Source organism: Microbulbifer sp. ALW1 (assembly GCF_009903625.1).
In the GTDB taxonomy this organism is placed as follows: Bacteria; Pseudomonadota; Gammaproteobacteria; order Pseudomonadales; family Cellvibrionaceae; genus Microbulbifer.
Map to the genome: position 1 here is coordinate 4,465,693 of NZ_CP047569.1, position 15,660 is coordinate 4,481,352.

Annotated in this window: 13 protein-coding genes; all 13 read right to left on the bottom strand. The window is 57.8% G+C overall.

Annotated elements, in window-relative coordinates; all coding sequences use genetic code 11:
• Positions 1–70: 70 nt before the first annotated feature.
• The gene (locus tag GRX76_RS18395; RefSeq protein ID WP_160154613.1) at positions 71–1,003 is read right to left on the bottom strand and encodes an SDR family oxidoreductase; all 933 of its coding nucleotides are present in this window, start codon (positions 1,001–1,003) and stop codon (positions 71–73) included.
• A gap of 30 nt (positions 1,004–1,033) precedes the next feature.
• On the bottom strand, positions 1,034–1,438 hold the full coding sequence (locus GRX76_RS18400; protein WP_160154614.1) for a VOC family protein: 405 nt from the start codon (positions 1,436–1,438) through the stop codon (positions 1,034–1,036).
• Positions 1,439–1,520: 82 nt separating this feature from the next.
• A complete protein-coding gene (locus tag GRX76_RS18405) occupies positions 1,521–1,889 on the bottom strand; it encodes a DUF2750 domain-containing protein (protein ID WP_160154615.1) in 369 nt (122 codons plus the stop codon).
• A gap of 98 nt (positions 1,890–1,987) precedes the next feature.
• The gene (locus tag GRX76_RS18410) at positions 1,988–2,698 is read right to left on the bottom strand and encodes a M48 family metallopeptidase (protein WP_160154616.1); all 711 of its coding nucleotides are present in this window, start codon (positions 2,696–2,698) and stop codon (positions 1,988–1,990) included.
• Between the two features lie 22 nt (positions 2,699–2,720).
• On the bottom strand, positions 2,721–3,152 hold the full coding sequence (locus GRX76_RS18415; RefSeq protein ID WP_160154617.1) for a hotdog fold thioesterase: 432 nt from the start codon (positions 3,150–3,152) through the stop codon (positions 2,721–2,723).
• A gap of 44 nt (positions 3,153–3,196) precedes the next feature.
• Entirely contained in the window at positions 3,197–3,778 is a 582-nt protein-coding gene (locus tag GRX76_RS18420; RefSeq protein WP_160154618.1) for a DUF2799 domain-containing protein, read from the bottom strand.
• A 60-nt stretch (positions 3,779–3,838) separates the two neighbouring features.
• Positions 3,839–4,489: an MBL fold metallo-hydrolase gene (locus GRX76_RS18425; RefSeq protein ID WP_160154619.1), complete on the bottom strand. Its 651-nt coding sequence runs from the start codon at positions 4,487–4,489 to the stop codon at positions 3,839–3,841.
• A gap of 240 nt (positions 4,490–4,729) precedes the next feature.
• Positions 4,730–5,620: a hypothetical protein gene (locus GRX76_RS18430; protein WP_160154620.1), complete on the bottom strand. Its 891-nt coding sequence runs from the start codon at positions 5,618–5,620 to the stop codon at positions 4,730–4,732.
• A gap of 423 nt (positions 5,621–6,043) precedes the next feature.
• A complete protein-coding gene (locus GRX76_RS18435) occupies positions 6,044–7,546 on the bottom strand; it encodes a tryptophan halogenase family protein (protein ID WP_160154621.1) in 1,503 nt (500 codons plus the stop codon).
• A gap of 21 nt (positions 7,547–7,567) precedes the next feature.
• Positions 7,568–8,611 (bottom strand): cupin-like domain-containing protein, encoded by a 1,044-nt coding sequence (locus tag GRX76_RS18440; RefSeq protein ID WP_160154622.1) that lies wholly within the window; start codon positions 8,609–8,611, stop codon positions 7,568–7,570.
• A 32-nt stretch (positions 8,612–8,643) separates the two neighbouring features.
• Entirely contained in the window at positions 8,644–9,363 is a 720-nt protein-coding gene (locus tag GRX76_RS18445; protein WP_160154623.1) for a SapC family protein, read from the bottom strand.
• A gap of 130 nt (positions 9,364–9,493) precedes the next feature.
• Entirely contained in the window at positions 9,494–12,523 is a 3,030-nt protein-coding gene (locus tag GRX76_RS18450; protein WP_160154624.1) for a TonB-dependent receptor, read from the bottom strand.
• A 452-nt stretch (positions 12,524–12,975) separates the two neighbouring features.
• Positions 12,976–15,555 (bottom strand): TonB-dependent receptor, encoded by a 2,580-nt coding sequence (locus GRX76_RS18455; RefSeq protein WP_160154625.1) that lies wholly within the window; start codon positions 15,553–15,555, stop codon positions 12,976–12,978.
• Between the last annotated feature and the right edge of the window lie 105 nt (positions 15,556–15,660).

A 15,660-nucleotide genomic window follows, 5' to 3' on the forward strand; every position in this document is an offset into this window, starting at 1 on the left:
AACCACAAACATAGTGGATTTGTGGTTGGATGCCTGTCGCAGTGTTTTGTGGCGCGGATTATGAACAGAGTTACTGGTTGGAAAACTGCAGACGCTTTAGGCCGAAGCGTTTGGACAGCAGGCGGTCGCGCAGCCAGCGGGGCAGCCAGCGGGCCATCCAGGGGAGCAGGCGGCTTTTGTTGCCGATTCTGAGGAGCGTTGCCGGGCGCTTGCGCAGTAACTCGGCGGCCAGGCGCTTGGCCAGGTCCCGCGCCAGGGTGGCGTTCTGCTGGGACTCCACCGCCCGTGCCCTTACGGAATCTTCACTGCGCTTGTACCAGGAGTCCGGTGCCAGCATACCGCGCAGTGAGGTTTCCGCATGGCGGCCAAATTCCGAGGCAATGGCGCCAGGCTGTACCGTAATCACACGGATGCCAAATGGCTTCAGTTCCAACCGCAGCACGTCAGACAAGGTGTGCAGGGCGGATTTGGAGGCGCAGTAGGCACCGGAGAACGGCGTGGGCAGGACCCCGGACACCGAACCGATATTGCAGATGATGCCGTGACGACGCGACTTGAGCAGTGGCGCACAGGCCCGCGCCAGGGCCATGGGGGCAAACACATTGGTGCGGAACTGGGCCTCCAGCACGCGGGTGTCCAGTTCCAGCAGCGGGCCCATCTGCCCGTAGCCCGCATTGTTGATCAGGATGTCCAGGCGACCGTAGGCGGTTTTGATGGCGTGTACCACACGGTTGATATCCGCCTGAGAGTTCACGTCCAGGGCCTCGGTGGCAATGCCCAGATCCGCCAGTTCCGCCAGGCTTTCGGCGCGGCGTGCGGTGGCGATGACGATGGTGCCGCGGCTGTGCAGTGCCAGCGCCAGTTCGCGGCCGATACCACTGGAACAGCCGGTGATCAGTGCCACCCGGTCCGGCACCACATAGCCGCGGCCGATCTGCGCCAGGCTCTCCGCCGCAAAGCTGTGATCGGAAGGACGGAACCGGTTGGCGGGGGGCTTGCTCACGTTACTGCTCCAAAACTGCTTTCAAAGGGCTCAATCCGAGTGGCCCATGGTTGGGATCGGGGTGGGTGTCAGTTTGAAGTGTGGGTTTTCGATCAACCCGAAGACATTGCCAAACGGGTCCAGGAAACTGGCCATCAGTATTCCCTCCCCCACATCGACAATTTCGCCATGCTGGCGGGCACCGAGTCCATTGATCCGCTCCACCTGGGCAGCGATATCCTCAACACCCCAGTAGGCCACCACGCCGTCGGCACGGCTGGTGACGTTGCGCGCATCTGGATCCAGTCCCAGCTCGAAACCTCCGATGTTGAAGCCGACATAACACTCGGCCTCAAAATACGGTTCCACCTCGAGCAACGCGGTATACCACGCCTTGGCTTCTTCTATGTTACTCACACCGTAAATGACAGTGCGTAACCCCAAAAACTGACTCACCTCAGACCTCCTAGCGGAGCATTATTTCCGGCACTGGCGCCGGCTTCTTGTTGTCTGTATTTTGAGCAGGATTGACTCAGAACTATTGCAGCTCCTGCTCCAGCTGTTCCAGCAGGTCCAGGGGTTCGATTTCTTCCCCTTCGAGCTCTGCATTCCAGTTGATGCCCACCAGCAGTACATCTTCGTGCATACCGGTGAGCCAATCGTCCATAAATTCTTCGAGATCCACCGGCACCACCTGATAGTCCGCCCAGTCGTCGGCCACGTGGGCCTCGGCGAACTCCCGCTGGGACCAGAAGGGCATGACATCGGTATCGGCATGGCGCTCCGATTCACACAGGGCAAACCCATCTTCCCCTTCCAACGCCCACACACAACCCTGCTCTACTGCCTCGGGCAGGAAGCGGTCGCAGTTTTCCTCAAAGTCGTCTCCGAGAGGTTCCAATTCCATACCGGCTTGCCTTAAAAATGATTTTCGCAGTTTACGCCAGATTGGCGGCGATAAGTAGAAACTTGCGCTGGGTTGTGTGCGGAAAAACCAGCAGAAAATTACAGCCGCAGCCGGTGGCCATTTTCCTTCAACCACCGCCGCAGCCGCTTGTAGTCGGGACATAAACTTGCCACCAGCGCCCAGAATTCCCGGCCGTGGTTGTGGTGTCGCAAGTGGCAGACCTCATGGATAACCAGATAATCCACAACGGGCTCCGGTGCCAGGCAAACCAGCCAGTTGTACTGCAACTCACCGCGAATGGTGCAGTGGCCCCACTTGCTGCGCGTGCGCCGCACTTTTACCGATGCAAATTCCAGCCCCAGCAGCCCGGCAAAATAACGCGACTTGCCGGAGAGTAGCGCCAACGCCTCACGCTGATACAACTTCTGTAAAGCTGCCTGGATCTGCACCTCATCCGGTGCGCGACTGCGACTGTACAGCTGGATATAGCCATCCCGGATACCCGCGTCTGCCGCACAGGCCGCGCGATCCAGCTCCAGGGAGTCCCCCAGCCAGGGAAAGTGTGCGCCAAAAGAAAAGTGATGATCGGGAACCTGGGACTCGCGCTGTGCCGCGCGCGACAACTGCTCGCGCACCCACTGGATATTGTCCCGCAGGAATTGATGGCCGTGGCGCTCCGCGCAGCGCTGGGGAATACGCACCTCAGCGCCGCGCTCTGTCACCACCAGCCCCAACCGCTTGCGCCGGGGAGAGCGCAACAAACGGTAGGAAACCTCTTCGAAGGTAAATAGCTCCCCGCTGGCCGGCATAACGATCGAACTACTGCGAAGTTTATTGGGAGGGAACCGGCACCACCGCCATGGTGATCCGGGAGATACAGTTGAGTTTGCCCTTGGGATCGTGAATACGAATTTCCCACACCTGACTGGAGCGACCAAGGTGCACGGCGGTCGCCTTGGCAGTTACCGTGCCCTCGGGTACCGGACGCAGATGGTTGGCATTAATCTCCTGACCGACACAGTAAAACTTGCTGTTATCCACCACCATGTTGGCGCCCATGGAACCCAGGGTTTCCGCCAGTGCCACACTGGCGCCACCGTGAAGAATGCCAAACGGCTGACGAGTGCGGTCTTCAACCGGCATGGTGCCCACCAGATAGTCGTCACCAATTTCCGTAATCTGCATACCGAGATAGGTGGGCATGCAATTGCCCATGCTCTGGTTTACTGCGTCGAGTGTCGGGTTACCGTGCCAGATTGCCATATATACACCTTGTTAACATTCACCACTGAAACTGCGGATGAATATCAGTAAAACAGGGCCGGATTGAAAGCACCAAAGCCGCCAAACCGCATCATCTCAGCTTCCAGATGGCGCATTTCCCGCAGCAGGCTGCGGCGCTGGCTGCGCAGTGCGCGGGCTTCCTCTTTGGTCTCGGCCTCATCGAGGGCCTTTTCCACCCGGTACACTTCACGCTCCACATCGTTGTACTGGTTTTCCAGTGCAGCGTACTGCTGCTCGGCCTGATAGACCGCGAGGCCGCGCTCGTAGTTGACCATGAACAGGTCGGCGGTAGGACCCGTGCACACACCTTCGTAGTTGTGTCCGCGGCGCCCGACAACAAACCCGTTTTCCGGGGTGCAGTAGCGCTCTACCCCCTCTTCGTAGCCGCGCATCCAGGCGTCGGTATCGGTGCGCACGCCGTACTCGTGACACTTCTGCGCTATCTGATACACCGTTGCCTGGCTGCGGCCGCGGGCGCCGTCTTCGATACCGCGCTCATACCAGAGCCCGGCCTGGCATTCGTTTTCAGAAATGACGGCGCAGCCGCTGGACAGTATGAGCCAGGCTGGGAGTGAGAGCAGCGTTAACAGTTTCCAGGTTTTCATCTTTTTTTCCGCCGGTTGTACGGCCTTATTCAAACTTCCCGGCGGTGAACCCGCGCTGAATCAACCAAAACGTTTGTCGGCAACAAAAGGGTTGGTCTGGCGTTCCTGGCCAAAGGTGGACATGGGGCCGTGACCGGGGATGAATTTCACCTGGTCGCCCAGGGGCCAGAGCTTTTTGGTGATGGAGTCGATGAGGTCCTGGTGGTTGCTCATGGGGAAGTCGGTGCGGCCGATGGAGCCTGCGAACAGCACATCGCCAACCAGGGCCAGGTTGCTGGCACGGTGGAAGAAAATGACGTGGCCGGGGGTGTGGCCGGGGCAGTGGACGACTTCGAGCACTTCATCGCCGACGGTAACGGTGTCGCCGTCTTTGAGCCAGCGGTCGGGGGTGAAGGTTTCGACCGGGGGGAAGCCGTACATCTGGGCCTGGACTTCGATTTTTTCGATCCAGAACTGGTCGGCTTCCTGGGGCCCTTCTACGGGCAGTTTGAGGTCGCGGGACAGGGGTTTGGTGCCGCCGACGTGGTCGAGGTGGCCGTGGGTGAGGAGGATTTTTTCCAGTTTGAGACCGCGCTCTTCGACGGCGGCGAGGATGCGGTCAACGTCGCCACCCGGGTCAACTACGGCCGCGCGCTTGCTGTCGTCGCACCACAGGAGGGTGCAGTTTTGCTGGAAGGGCGTGACGGGAACCGAGTGAAATTGCAGAGCCATGGGAGTACCTGTTTTGTCTTCGGTGCCGAGTATAACGTCCTGAGGTGGTTGGACTAAATGGCAGAGGTACCCACGAATCCAGATCGGTGGCGGCCCCGCTACCGGGTAAGGGCTTGCGAGACACGAGCTAGGCGCCCCCCCGTTAACCCATCCATGGGGGCTCTTCTGCGAGGTCCCTCTCGCAGAAGGTCTCACAAGCCCTTACCCGGTATCGGCGCCTTCGCTTTGAACTTTTGTGGTCTATATAGCGGCCGCCGTCGCCCGCTGCAAAGGGCTAGGTCTGCGTGCGGTGGACTTCTTCAGCAGTTCCTTCACATCTTCAATCAGCGTCTTCAGCACCAGCTCACTCTGCCAGTAGCCGTCGTGGGAGACCAGCTGTGGTCCCCAGCTGGCGGCGCTCCAGTCGGCCAGGGGGCGGGTCTCGAAGTCGCGGTAGACGGCCTGGTTGTAGGAGGGGCTGAGGGGTTTGAGAGGCCAGCCGAAGAGGTCGTCGGGGTGGTAGAAGTTTTTCCAGCGGAAGTTGTAGCCGCGGGTGTCGGAGGTGACGGCCTGGATCTGGTCGCGGGCCATGGCAGCGGTCCACAGGGGGTTGCTGGCGCCGAGGGTGTACCAGTGGGCGAGGGTTTTGCCGCGCAGGAAGAGGTCTTTGGCGGAGCCTTTGTGGACCCCTTTGGGGCCGCCGTCGCGCCAGATGCCGTGGTTGATGGTGGCGCGCTGGGCGTCCCACAGGTAGTTCGACAGGATGCTGCAGCCGATGGAGTGGCTGAGGAGGATGACCGGGGCGTTGTCGCTGGTGGCTTTGGCGGCGTGTTCGAAGGTCTGGTAGATGGCCTGCTGGGTTTTGTCGTAGTTGCCACCGCGCTGATCTATGTCAGCCAGCTGAGACGAAGCTTCGGCGAGGCCGTAAAGCATGAATTTGCGGGCGCGCAGGTAGTCCATATCGCGCTTTTGCATGGCTTCGAACACCCGCTCCAGGTTCGGCTGCAGGTGTGCCTGGCACAGGATGGGTTCGGCGTGGATGCGGGACCAGTCGTCGCCGAGGGCAGACTTGAGTGCCTGAAACAGCGGCTCGGCAAAGCCTTCGTCCACAGCGCCCATACCCGGCGCCGCCAGGATTACCAGATCGGCCATTATTCGCTCCCCAGTGTTTTTCTTGATTTTTATTGGATACGAATACTTCTCCGGGGTTGCCCGCGCATCCTCTTATTGTCTGTTTTTGTGCCGCCCTTCATGAAACGAACGGCAATCGGGTCACCACAAGCGGAAAAAACTACCACTGGTTGGTCATAATGGGAAGATTCGCGCCAGAAATGGGGCTCAATCGGCGTTTTTTTACGAAATTTTAAAAAAAAGTGTGCCGGGAAGGGAACGGAAGCGACAGAGCACCGTCAAACAGTACAGTTCCCCTAGATCGCGCTCGCAGTGTCAGCGTGTGGTGATCGAACTCTCTCATCGTATCTCTGCTTGAAGCCGGCCTTGCGCCGGCTTTTCTTTATGTGCAAATAGCCGATCCCCGAATGTAATACCTGGCCCGCCTGTCAGGCCGGTGGCGGGTTAAGCGATCTCTGCTGTACTGGCCGCGGCGCAGTAGCGCTCGATGAAAGCCTGGTGTTCCGGCAACTTATCCACAGCCCTGTGGATATTGCTTTTCAGCCCGTCCAGCGCTTGGCGCAACTGCACCTCACTCATCAACCGCCCCATGGGGTGGTAGCTTTGTGGATACAGGCGCTGGCCAAGCATTACCTGTACCCAGCTGTCGGGGCGGAACAGCTCGTCGGCATTGCGGTGCACCTGGGCACTTTCGCGAAACAGCTGGATGCGCTCGGCCAGGGAATCCGGCACCGACATGTGTTTGCAATAGCGCCAGAACGCACTGTCTTCGCGCTCGGTCAGCTTGTAGTGCAGCACCACGAAGTCCCGCACCTTCTCCAGTTCGTCGCGAGACTGCTGGTTGAAGCGGTCTTGCAGGGACGGCGCAATGCCGCCGAAGGGGAACAACTGCAGCAAACGGGTAATGCCGATCATGATCAGGTGAATGCTGGTGCTCTCCAGCGGCTCCACAAACCCACTGGATAGGCCGAGGGCAATGCAGTTTTTCTCCCAGGCCTTCTTCCGGCAACCGGCGCGATAGCGGATCAGGCGCGGATCGAATAGTGGCTTGCCGTCGATTTCTGCCAGAAATGCCGCACGCGCTTCATCGTCAGACTGGTATTTACTACAGAAAACCATGCCATTACCCATACGCGACTGCAGCGGTATCTGCCAGCGCCAGCCGGCACTGTGGGCGATGGCGCGGGTGTTCGGGCGTGCCGGTTCCACCGCCTGTGACTGCACGGCATAGGCGCGATCCGTGGGCAGCCAGTGTCCCCAGTCCTCGAACCCGCAGTGCAGGGCATCCTCGATCAACAGTGCGCGGAAACCCGTGCAGTCGATAAACAGGTCCCCTTGCACTTCCCTTCCGTCCTCCAACAGCAGCGACTGGATAAAGCCATTTTCCTTATCACGGCACACTTCTCGAATATTTCCCTCGGTGCGCGACACGCCGCGCACTTCGCAATGACGGCGCAGAAACTGGGCGTAGCGGGTTGCGTCCAGGTGGTAGGCGTAGTTCAGCACCGGGTTTTTCGAGGTGGCAAACTTGCGATGGTTGAGTGCCCGGGTTTCCAGGCAGTAGTCACCAATATCGCCACCAAATCCGAGGCTTTTCGCGTGCAGCCAGAACTGGTGGAACTCGCCCATCCAGGTAGCTTTGCCGAGCTGCCCGAAACCGTGCACATAGCGATCGCCATCTCGCCCCCAGTTTTCGAACTCGATCCCCAGCTTGAAGGTGGCCTGGGTCGCGCGCATAAACTCCGCTTCATCAATCCCGAGCAGCGCGTGGAAAGAGCAGATGGTCGGAATCGTAGACTCCCCTACTCCAACGGTGCCGATTGCGTCCGACTCCACCAACTCTACTTCGATCAGTGAACCCAGCTGTCTGGAGAGTGCGGCAGCGGCAAGCCAGCCGGCGGTGCCACCGCCGGCAATGACGACTTTTTTTACGGTGTGATTTTTCATGTCAGTTTCTCCCGCCCCTGATCAACGATTCAGGCGCTGCAGTAGTTGCGCCCGCAGTCGGCGTGCACTCAGGGTATCCAATTCTGCCAGGGCACCGCGTGCATGTTCCGGCAAATGGGCCCGGGGCAATTCCGCATCGCCGAAAAGGTAGTAGTCGAACAGGGCGCGCCAGGCCAGCTTCTCGCTTTGCGGTCTGTCGCGCAGGCTTAGAATACCGTGCAGCAGGGTATGCATCGGGGTATCCATAAACGCGGGCGATGGGCTCCACCAGTAATTCATCATGACGTTGAATGGTGCAAGTGCTTCCACCTGATGCCACCAGAGTGCCGGATAAAAAAGTACATCGCCCGGTTCAAGATCCGCCACCTGGGCCACATTTAATGCCTCAGCAAAATTCGGGTAACGCGTGTAATCCGGATTGCGAAAATCCACCATACTCACCACCTGCCCACCCGGCGAGAGTTCCAGCGGCCCGGGGTAAAGGTTGGCCACCTGGTCCGGTGGAAACAGCGTAAAGCGGCGTCGACCTACCAGTGAGCAGGCGATATTGTGGGACTTGTCAAAGTGCGCCCGGGCCAGGGTGCGGTTGCCCAGCCAGATACTGGCGAGCGGAGCGAACCTGTCAAGCGGCTCGCATCGCGATAGCAGGTCATTACCAGCGCGAAAGCCCGGCAGGCAGGCATCTACGGTGGTGGACCCGATATAAAAAGAGGGAGGCGCGTCTTCATCGAGATTATTCTCGACGTGCTGAAGAAAATCGCTGAGCGAAATTCGCTCACTGGAAAAGTTAAGCCCGCTGAAATCGGCGCTATAGCCGAATTGCCCGTCAATTTCCGGAGCGCCGATATAGGCCACAAGCGGAGACCCGTTGTAAAACTGCTCCAGGTAACGCATTGCCGCCTGCGGTGATTCAAGTCCAGCCTGCACCAGCGGCCAGTTGCGGGCGAAGCCCTTCATAACCACAGGCTTATCGGCATCCAGCAGCTGCTGCAGTGGGAGCTGCGTCAGGTCAGAACCATCGATCACGGGTACTTTCACGGGTACTTTGTTTTTTATTTCAATCATGGTGATCCCGAATATTTTTGTTTTTTCGAACCCTAGCTAACCATTGCCACACTACGGCGGTTCTTCCGCTCAATCAGTTGGGGAGTATTTCCCAGTGACGCGAGTACATAAAATGCCAGCTGCAGATATCCTTGGCGATTCAGCGATTCCAGTTGCGCACCGGTCAAGGCCGCCATTCTTTCCCCGCTGATGGTACTGAAGTGATCGATGATATAGCGCTCATTATCGTTGAGCTGCAGCTCCAGCTTTACCGGCTCGATCAGGTCACAGGCTGTAAAGGCGGCAAACATGTCCGCGCTCCCGGCTACCCCACGATGAATCCGCTGGAGAATCTCACTGATCCGACTGAGATAAGGCGAATGACCACCATGGGTAAGAAAAACGGCCTGGCCCTGTGACCGGTTCACCCGCGGACTATCCATATCGACATGGATCATGGGCTCACCCGAATCACCGTGCAGCCCGATCAGGAAAGGGCCGCGGGCAATTACCGCAGGAACGTAATTGGCGTCCCAGCCTGATTCATCCAGAAACAGGTTTTCGTCCCGCGCCAGCCCGAGCAGGGCGATCGACTGGTAGTCACCGCTGGCACTATCGCGGTGAAACAGAATCGGATACTCCCGATGCACATCCGCGTACTCAGAGGGAAAGGTCAGTACCTGGTTGACGTTGTCGCCGAATCGGGCGCCATGCTCGGTAATGATTTTCAAATCGTGATGGTTGACGTTGTCCAACAATGTTGTTTGGCTCATGACTCTCACCTGTCTTTTATTGTTCTATCTTTTATTTTTCTAGCACGGTATCGCTACAACGCAGAAAGGGGCCGCTGCAGTTGCAGCGGCCCCTCGCTTCTTCCTGGCAAGCTTACGCTGCCGATGGGCATCAGAACTTGTACTGAGCGCCGATCAGATAGCGAGCGTCCAGTTCCTGGGCAAACCACACATTACTCTCATCGCGCCCGAAATGTTCCAGGCTTTCCTCGGTGAGATTCAGCCCTTCGAACAATACGGTGAGGTTGTCGTTCACCTCGTAGCTGATGTTCATATCCAGCTGTCCGTACTCACCCACATAGACCGGGTTGTTGGAAGCGCCGCGGTTTACCTGAGACAGGAACTGATCCCGCCAGTTGTAGGCGAGCCGCGCGGAAACACCAAAGTTCTCGTAGATCACCGCCAGGTTGGCACTGTCACTCAGGCCGAGCAGTGCGAACTGGGTTGCCGTGGGGTCGGCACCGTTGTCGAAGCCGACATCACCGCGCACCGTGGTGAGATTTGCCTGTAACCCGAAGCCTGTTTCACCAAAGAAGTGCTGCGCCGCAACTTCAAATCCATGGATCTTGGCTTCGCGATTATTGACCTTGGAGGTCACATCGAATTCGAAGAAGGGATCATCCGCATTCGCCACCACATCGTATTCAGTGAGGATTTGGTCTACGTAACCCTGAGGCAGGTTACCGTCCACCAGTTCACCTTCGAACATGGTTTTCGCATCGGCAACACCGAAGTTATCGATCAATGCGGTCATGGTGAACAGATGCGCCTCGCTGGCATCTATGCCCATTTCTTCCAGGGCTGCCAGAGCGTCGCCAGAGCGGGTACCGGGGGCGCCGGAGCTCGGGTCACGCAGATCGAACAGGGATTCACGGAACTTGCCGTCGCCGATAAAGTTGGCAACCCGTTTCTCATAGAATCCAGCCGATACATAACTGCTATCACCGTAGTACCACTCGACCGAGAGATCGAAGTTATCCGACTCAAGCGGCAGTAGTTCCGGGTTGCCGCGACTGCCGACGGGTACTATGCCAAGCGCGGTGGGCCCGGAAGGTTTTTCCGCAGAAACCGAGGAAAAAATTGCCGAGTAGTCGGGGCGCGCGATGGTTTTACTGTAAGACACGCGGCCTTTCAGGTCTTCGCGTAAGTCGATGGAGAAATCCAGACTGGGTAGCAGGTTGTTGTACTTTCCGTCCAGGCTGACCGGCAGCACATTGTCCGACAGGCTGCGCTCAAAATCGTTGTCCGACTTCCACACCATATTGGACGGAATATAGACCCGTGAAGTGGAGGTGGTATCGGTCTGTTCAAAGCGGGTACCGATCACCAGCTGGGTCGGGAAATCTCCCAGCTCACCATCCAGAGTGAACTGGAAATAGGCCGACTGGATATCTTCTTCCACCACGTTATAGATTTGCGTGTCAATATTTTCCGCCGTCCAGGGATCTGCCAGCGCGGCATACAATTGGCCAGCGTTGCCTCGATACGCCGTGATCCCGTCGCTGCCGGGATTGTAATCATCAAACATGCAAGTCATGCAGAAGGCTTCCACCAGATCGGCGGGCACATCCGGGTTGCGGTTACCCCAGCCACCCAGCGTCTGGGTGGTACGCATATTCTGCTGGGTCATTTCCGACGCGATAGAACTCAAACCGAAATCGATACGACCGTTGTCGAACTCCCAGCTGCCATCCACCGCGAACTGATCAATCTGGTGTTCCTGACTGGCGGTGGTAGTGCGCGCTACCGAGGTCGCCAGTTCATTGGCATCGATCTGGCCATTCCCGTTGTAGTGATCGTCGTTGACGATGATGTCCGCAACCGGGAAGCCACTGCTGACATCGAGGGAGTGTCCATCTACCACAAATGCGCCAATACCAAAGCGGATGGAGCTGGTGCCCAGGGGACCATTGGGATTTGATTCAGATTTCGAGCTGTGGGCATCGAAACGGAAACTCAGGTCGTCACTGGCATCCCAGTCAGCATTGAAACCGAAAGACTGAAGCGTATTCTCGGTAGAGCGAAGTTGCTGTTCAAAACTGAGGTCTTTTACATCACCGGGAATATCCTGGTACTGATACAGCGGCGTAGCGACAGTGGAGTTGCCGTCAAAGGTCATTTCACTGCGGATAGCATTAAACCAGTTACCCTGGTCAACCCGCTGCTCGGTCTGCTCGTTATTGGCGTAAAGCGCATCGGCAGTCAGGGTCAGGTCTTCACGGGGGCGGAACTGCATGGTGAGCTGCGCGTTGGTACGCTCGCGTTGATTGGTGGAGACGTGGTAGCGGCTGTCTTTGGGAACGGCTACCAGCTGGTCATCGGCGGGCGCGTTGTTGATCACCGTGTCATTACCGACAAATTCACTGGAGCCGTCATTGATCGAGGCACCGGTGCGGATATCCCAGTCGTTTACGGTCGCACTGCGGGCGCCACCGTTGCGCTCCTGATAAGAGCCGAACAGGGCCACGCCAAAAGTTTCTTCGGCGTTGCTCCAGCTAAACAACCCGGAGGTTTCCGGGGTGATATCGTCGCCCTCAAAATTCACTCCGGTATCGTGCATACCTTTCACGCCCAGGGAAGCCTGAATACCCGGGTTATCCAGCGGCCGCACCGTATTGATATTCACCGTCGCACCGATACCGCCGGTGGGTGAAGAAGCGCGACCGGTTTTGTATACCTGAAGGCCGGCGACGCCCTCGGACGCCAGGTTGGAGAAGTCGAAGGAGCGGCCGGTACCGGCATCACTGTTTTCCTCGACGGACTGGTCGCCACCAACCATCGACACACTGGAGGCGGGCATCTGGCGACCGTTCAGGGTTACCAGGTTGAAGCTCGGACCAAAGCCGCGCACGGTAATCTCAGAACCTTCACCGTTTACGCGATTGATCGACACACCGCTAATCCGCTGCAGGGATTCCGCCAGGTTGGTGTCGGGGAATTTGCCGATGTCCTCGGCAGAGATCGCATCCACCACACCGGCGGAGTCACGCTTGATATCCATGGCGCGCTCCATGGACGCGCGTATACCGGTCACCGTCACTTCTTCCAGGGTGGTATTTTCCTGCGCGAACAAATGTGGCGTGCAGGTCATGGAAGCGATGGCCGCCACCACAGCACCGGACAGTTTCGTGCGTTTGAACATTTGGATTTCCCTCTTCGCTTTTCGCCGCGGTCGACGGTCTCCGACAGAACGTCACTGGAGCTACCTCGGCGGCTCTTATTGGTTTTTGTTTAAATTCCAACCGCTAAAGAATAGAGACGCGCCTGCGGACTCAAAAAGTCGCCAGGGATCAGCCCTATCTAATTGGGAAGACGATTGATCCGCGGGGATAGTCCCCCCTGGGTGAATAAAAAATTGGCGAGGGAAACCGCCCGTTAGCCGGAGGCGGGGTCAGGGGCAGCTATCGGCAGACGTGGATATGTAGCGAGATGGACGAGAAGAGGAATCAGGCACAACTGACGCTGCGCCTAACGTAAAAAGACCGGCGGGTTTCCCCACCGGCGCCATAATCGATGCTGGCAAATACAAGGTGAACTATTGCTGGCCGGGTGCTGACAAGGGACAGCACCCGGCCCTTGCGCAAAACGCCCGGATCAGAATTTCACGCTGGCACCCACAAAGTAGCGCGCACCAAACTCATCCACGCTGTGGATAACACCATAGGTCGGCAGACGCTGCACCAGCGGCTCGTTGAAGATATTCACCGCCTCCAGGGAAATATCCAGGTTATCCATGGCGTGCCAGATCAGCGAGGCATCTACCTGGTCGTAGTCGTCGTAACGACTTTCGGTACCACTGTTGTTGTAATTGCCATGCCAACCATCACGGGCGTTGTAGGCAATGCGGGCACTGATCAGATCATTCTCGTAGTAACCGGACAGGTTGTAGGAATTCTGGGATACCTCATCCACATCCACTTCCTGACCCGCGGAATTGGTCACCGAGCTATCGGTGTAGGTGTAGTTGGCCTGCACACCAAAACCATTGCCGAGATCGTGCTGGTACTGCAGCTCAATACCGGAAATATCCGCCGTGCCGACGTTGCGCGCACGGGTTACCTGACAGGTCTGGGAGCAACCATCGAGTGCCTCCATCGCGGTGGTCAGCTCGATGTAATTACTGATGTTTTTGTGGAACAGGGTTGCACCTACTACTGAAGCATCTGTGAAATACCACTCCACTCCCATGTCGTAGTTATCAGATTTGTAGGGGTCCAGATCCGGGCTGCCGATGGTCGCGGTACCCATGTTGATGGCGACGGTGGAAGCCATCTGCATATCGTCGTAATCCGGACGGGATACGGTGGAACCGGCGGCGAAGCGGAACAACAGATCTTCGCTGATATCCGCGGCGAAGTTTACGCTCGGCAGAATATTGGTATAGCTGCGCTCACCCCTGGCCGGCTTACCGGCAATACGGCCTTCCGACAGCACATCGGTATCCACCAGGCGCAGACCGATATTGCCGCGGAAACCATCGCCTTCAAAGTTGGCTTTGGCGTAAGCCGCGGAGATTTCCTCGGTAATGGAGAAATCACTGGTTACGGTGACACTGTCAGCGCGGTTGGCATAACCGTAATTCCAGATTTCACCGCTGATCACAGCAAAGCTGTCGAGGGTACCCTGGCGCCCTTCCTGGCCGTGCAGTCCGGAAACCACGCCGCCATTAAAGTCTGCCAGGCTCAGGCCTTCCGCCATGGCCGCAGCCAGATCCACATCGCGGTTGTCCACGCGCCCCAGGTACATCTGATCCTGGAATTTCAGGCCAGTATCCACAGTGGTGAAAATGCCTTTGCTGACGTCAATGGCAAAGTCCGCCTGGAAGTACTCGATTTCATTCTGGCGAATGTTGTCGAGAAAAGTGAATTCCTGGAACAGCTGCATGCGACTGTGGTCGGTCACATAATCCGGGTCCGTGGGCACAATCTCGTGCGCGTCCGCGAGATCAAAACTGAAACCGGTGCTCGCGCGATCACTCAGGTCTCCCCACCAGGTACTGGTCTGCGGGGTAAAGCTGTCCGCATTCGAGCGACCGTAAACGACCTGGGAGCGCCAGCCAGAGCCCTCGTACTCCATGCTCAGGTTGAGGGCGTCGGTTTCCATCTCGGGCTTGCGCAGAACCGAGTTATTGAAGAAGGGCACACCGCCGTCGGTTAGGTTGCCCGGCACCACCGTGGCACTGGTCACAGCACCGAAGCCGTTGGTCACGACAGAATCCGCATCCAGGTAGGCACCGTTAAAGTCCGGGATCGCGAACAGCGCAGTGTTTACGTGGTCGTTGTTGAGGGTGAACAGGTTGTAATCGAGGGAGAACGTCAGTGCATCAGAGGGCGAATACTGCATGGTGAACTGGCTGCTCGCACGCTCGCGCTCCTCATCAAATAGAATCGAGGCCATACCCCAAGTCATATTGTGGGAATCGCCATTGGAGTCCGGTACGTGATCGTAGGGCGGCGCAAAAGAACTCAGGGTTTCGCGCATCACATGTTGCTGCTCGGCGGAGTGGGCAACCAGCACACCGAAGGTTGAGTCGGCGTTTTTCCAGCTCACCAGGCCGGAATAAGACGGCGACCAGTCTTCACCCGCTTCGCTGTAGCCATTTTCCACAGAAGCCGTCGCGGTGAACTCGTCCATTTCCAGTGGCTTGCGTGTGCGCAGGTTGACGGTGCCGCCCAGGGCACCTTCGTTCAGGCTGGCATCCACAGATTTATACACGTCCATGCCGGAGATCTGCTCGGCAGACAGCAGTTCGAAGTTGAAGCTGCGGTTGGTGCCGCCCAGGTCGAACCAACCCACGCTGGCCACATTCTGGCCGTTCAGCAATACCACGCTGTGCTGTGGCGCGGTGCCGCGAATGGTCACACCATTCACTTCACCAAAGCCGCGCACCACGGTGACACCGGGCACGCGCTGCAGGGCATCACCAATATTTTTATCCGGGAACTTGCCGATGTCCTCGGCGGAAATCGAGTCGATGACTGCATCGGCATCCCGCTTACTGTCGAGTGCGCTGCGCAAACTACCGCGAATACCGGTGACCTGAATTTCTTCCAGTGTTGCATCCTGGGCAAAGCCCGGCGCGGCGATACCAGCCAGCGCGAGGGCGCTGATGGAGCCGTAACGCAGGGCCAGTTTATTGGCGTGTTGAATGGCTGTTTTCAAACTGACTGACATGGTGAGTCCTCTTATTTTTATGAAGCAAAGCCAAGCTCCCCCCGCATACCCCCTGGGTCGGCTGGATTTCCAGCGTTATCGAGCTGAAATTAGTCTATGCATTGG

Excerpts from the sequence above, each read along its gene's own strand:
- GRX76_RS18405 (WP_160154615.1), bottom strand. The coding sequence starts at position 1,889 with ATGGAATTGGAACCTCTCGGAGACGACTTTGAGGAAAACTGCGACCGC.
- GRX76_RS18435 (WP_160154621.1), bottom strand. The coding sequence starts at position 7,546 with ATGAAAAATCACACCGTAAAAAAAGTCGTCATTGCCGGCGGTGGCACC.
- GRX76_RS18420 (WP_160154618.1), bottom strand. The coding sequence starts at position 3,778 with ATGAAAACCTGGAAACTGTTAACGCTGCTCTCACTCCCAGCCTGGCTC.
- GRX76_RS18410 (WP_160154616.1), bottom strand. The coding sequence starts at position 2,698 with ATGCCGGCCAGCGGGGAGCTATTTACCTTCGAAGAGGTTTCCTACCGT.
- GRX76_RS18425 (WP_160154619.1), bottom strand. The coding sequence starts at position 4,489 with ATGGCTCTGCAATTTCACTCGGTTCCCGTCACGCCCTTCCAGCAAAAC.
- GRX76_RS18445 (WP_160154623.1), bottom strand. The coding sequence starts at position 9,363 with ATGAGCCAAACAACATTGTTGGACAACGTCAACCATCACGATTTGAAA.
- GRX76_RS18415 (WP_160154617.1), bottom strand. The coding sequence starts at position 3,152 with ATGGCAATCTGGCACGGTAACCCGACACTCGACGCAGTAAACCAGAGC.
- GRX76_RS18450 (WP_160154624.1), bottom strand. The coding sequence starts at position 12,523 with ATGTTCAAACGCACGAAACTGTCCGGTGCTGTGGTGGCGGCCATCGCT.
- GRX76_RS18430 (WP_160154620.1), bottom strand. The coding sequence starts at position 5,620 with ATGGCCGATCTGGTAATCCTGGCGGCGCCGGGTATGGGCGCTGTGGAC.
- GRX76_RS18440 (WP_160154622.1), bottom strand. The coding sequence starts at position 8,611 with ATGATTGAAATAAAAAACAAAGTACCCGTGAAAGTACCCGTGATCGAT.
- GRX76_RS18455 (WP_160154625.1), bottom strand. The coding sequence starts at position 15,555 with ATGTCAGTCAGTTTGAAAACAGCCATTCAACACGCCAATAAACTGGCC.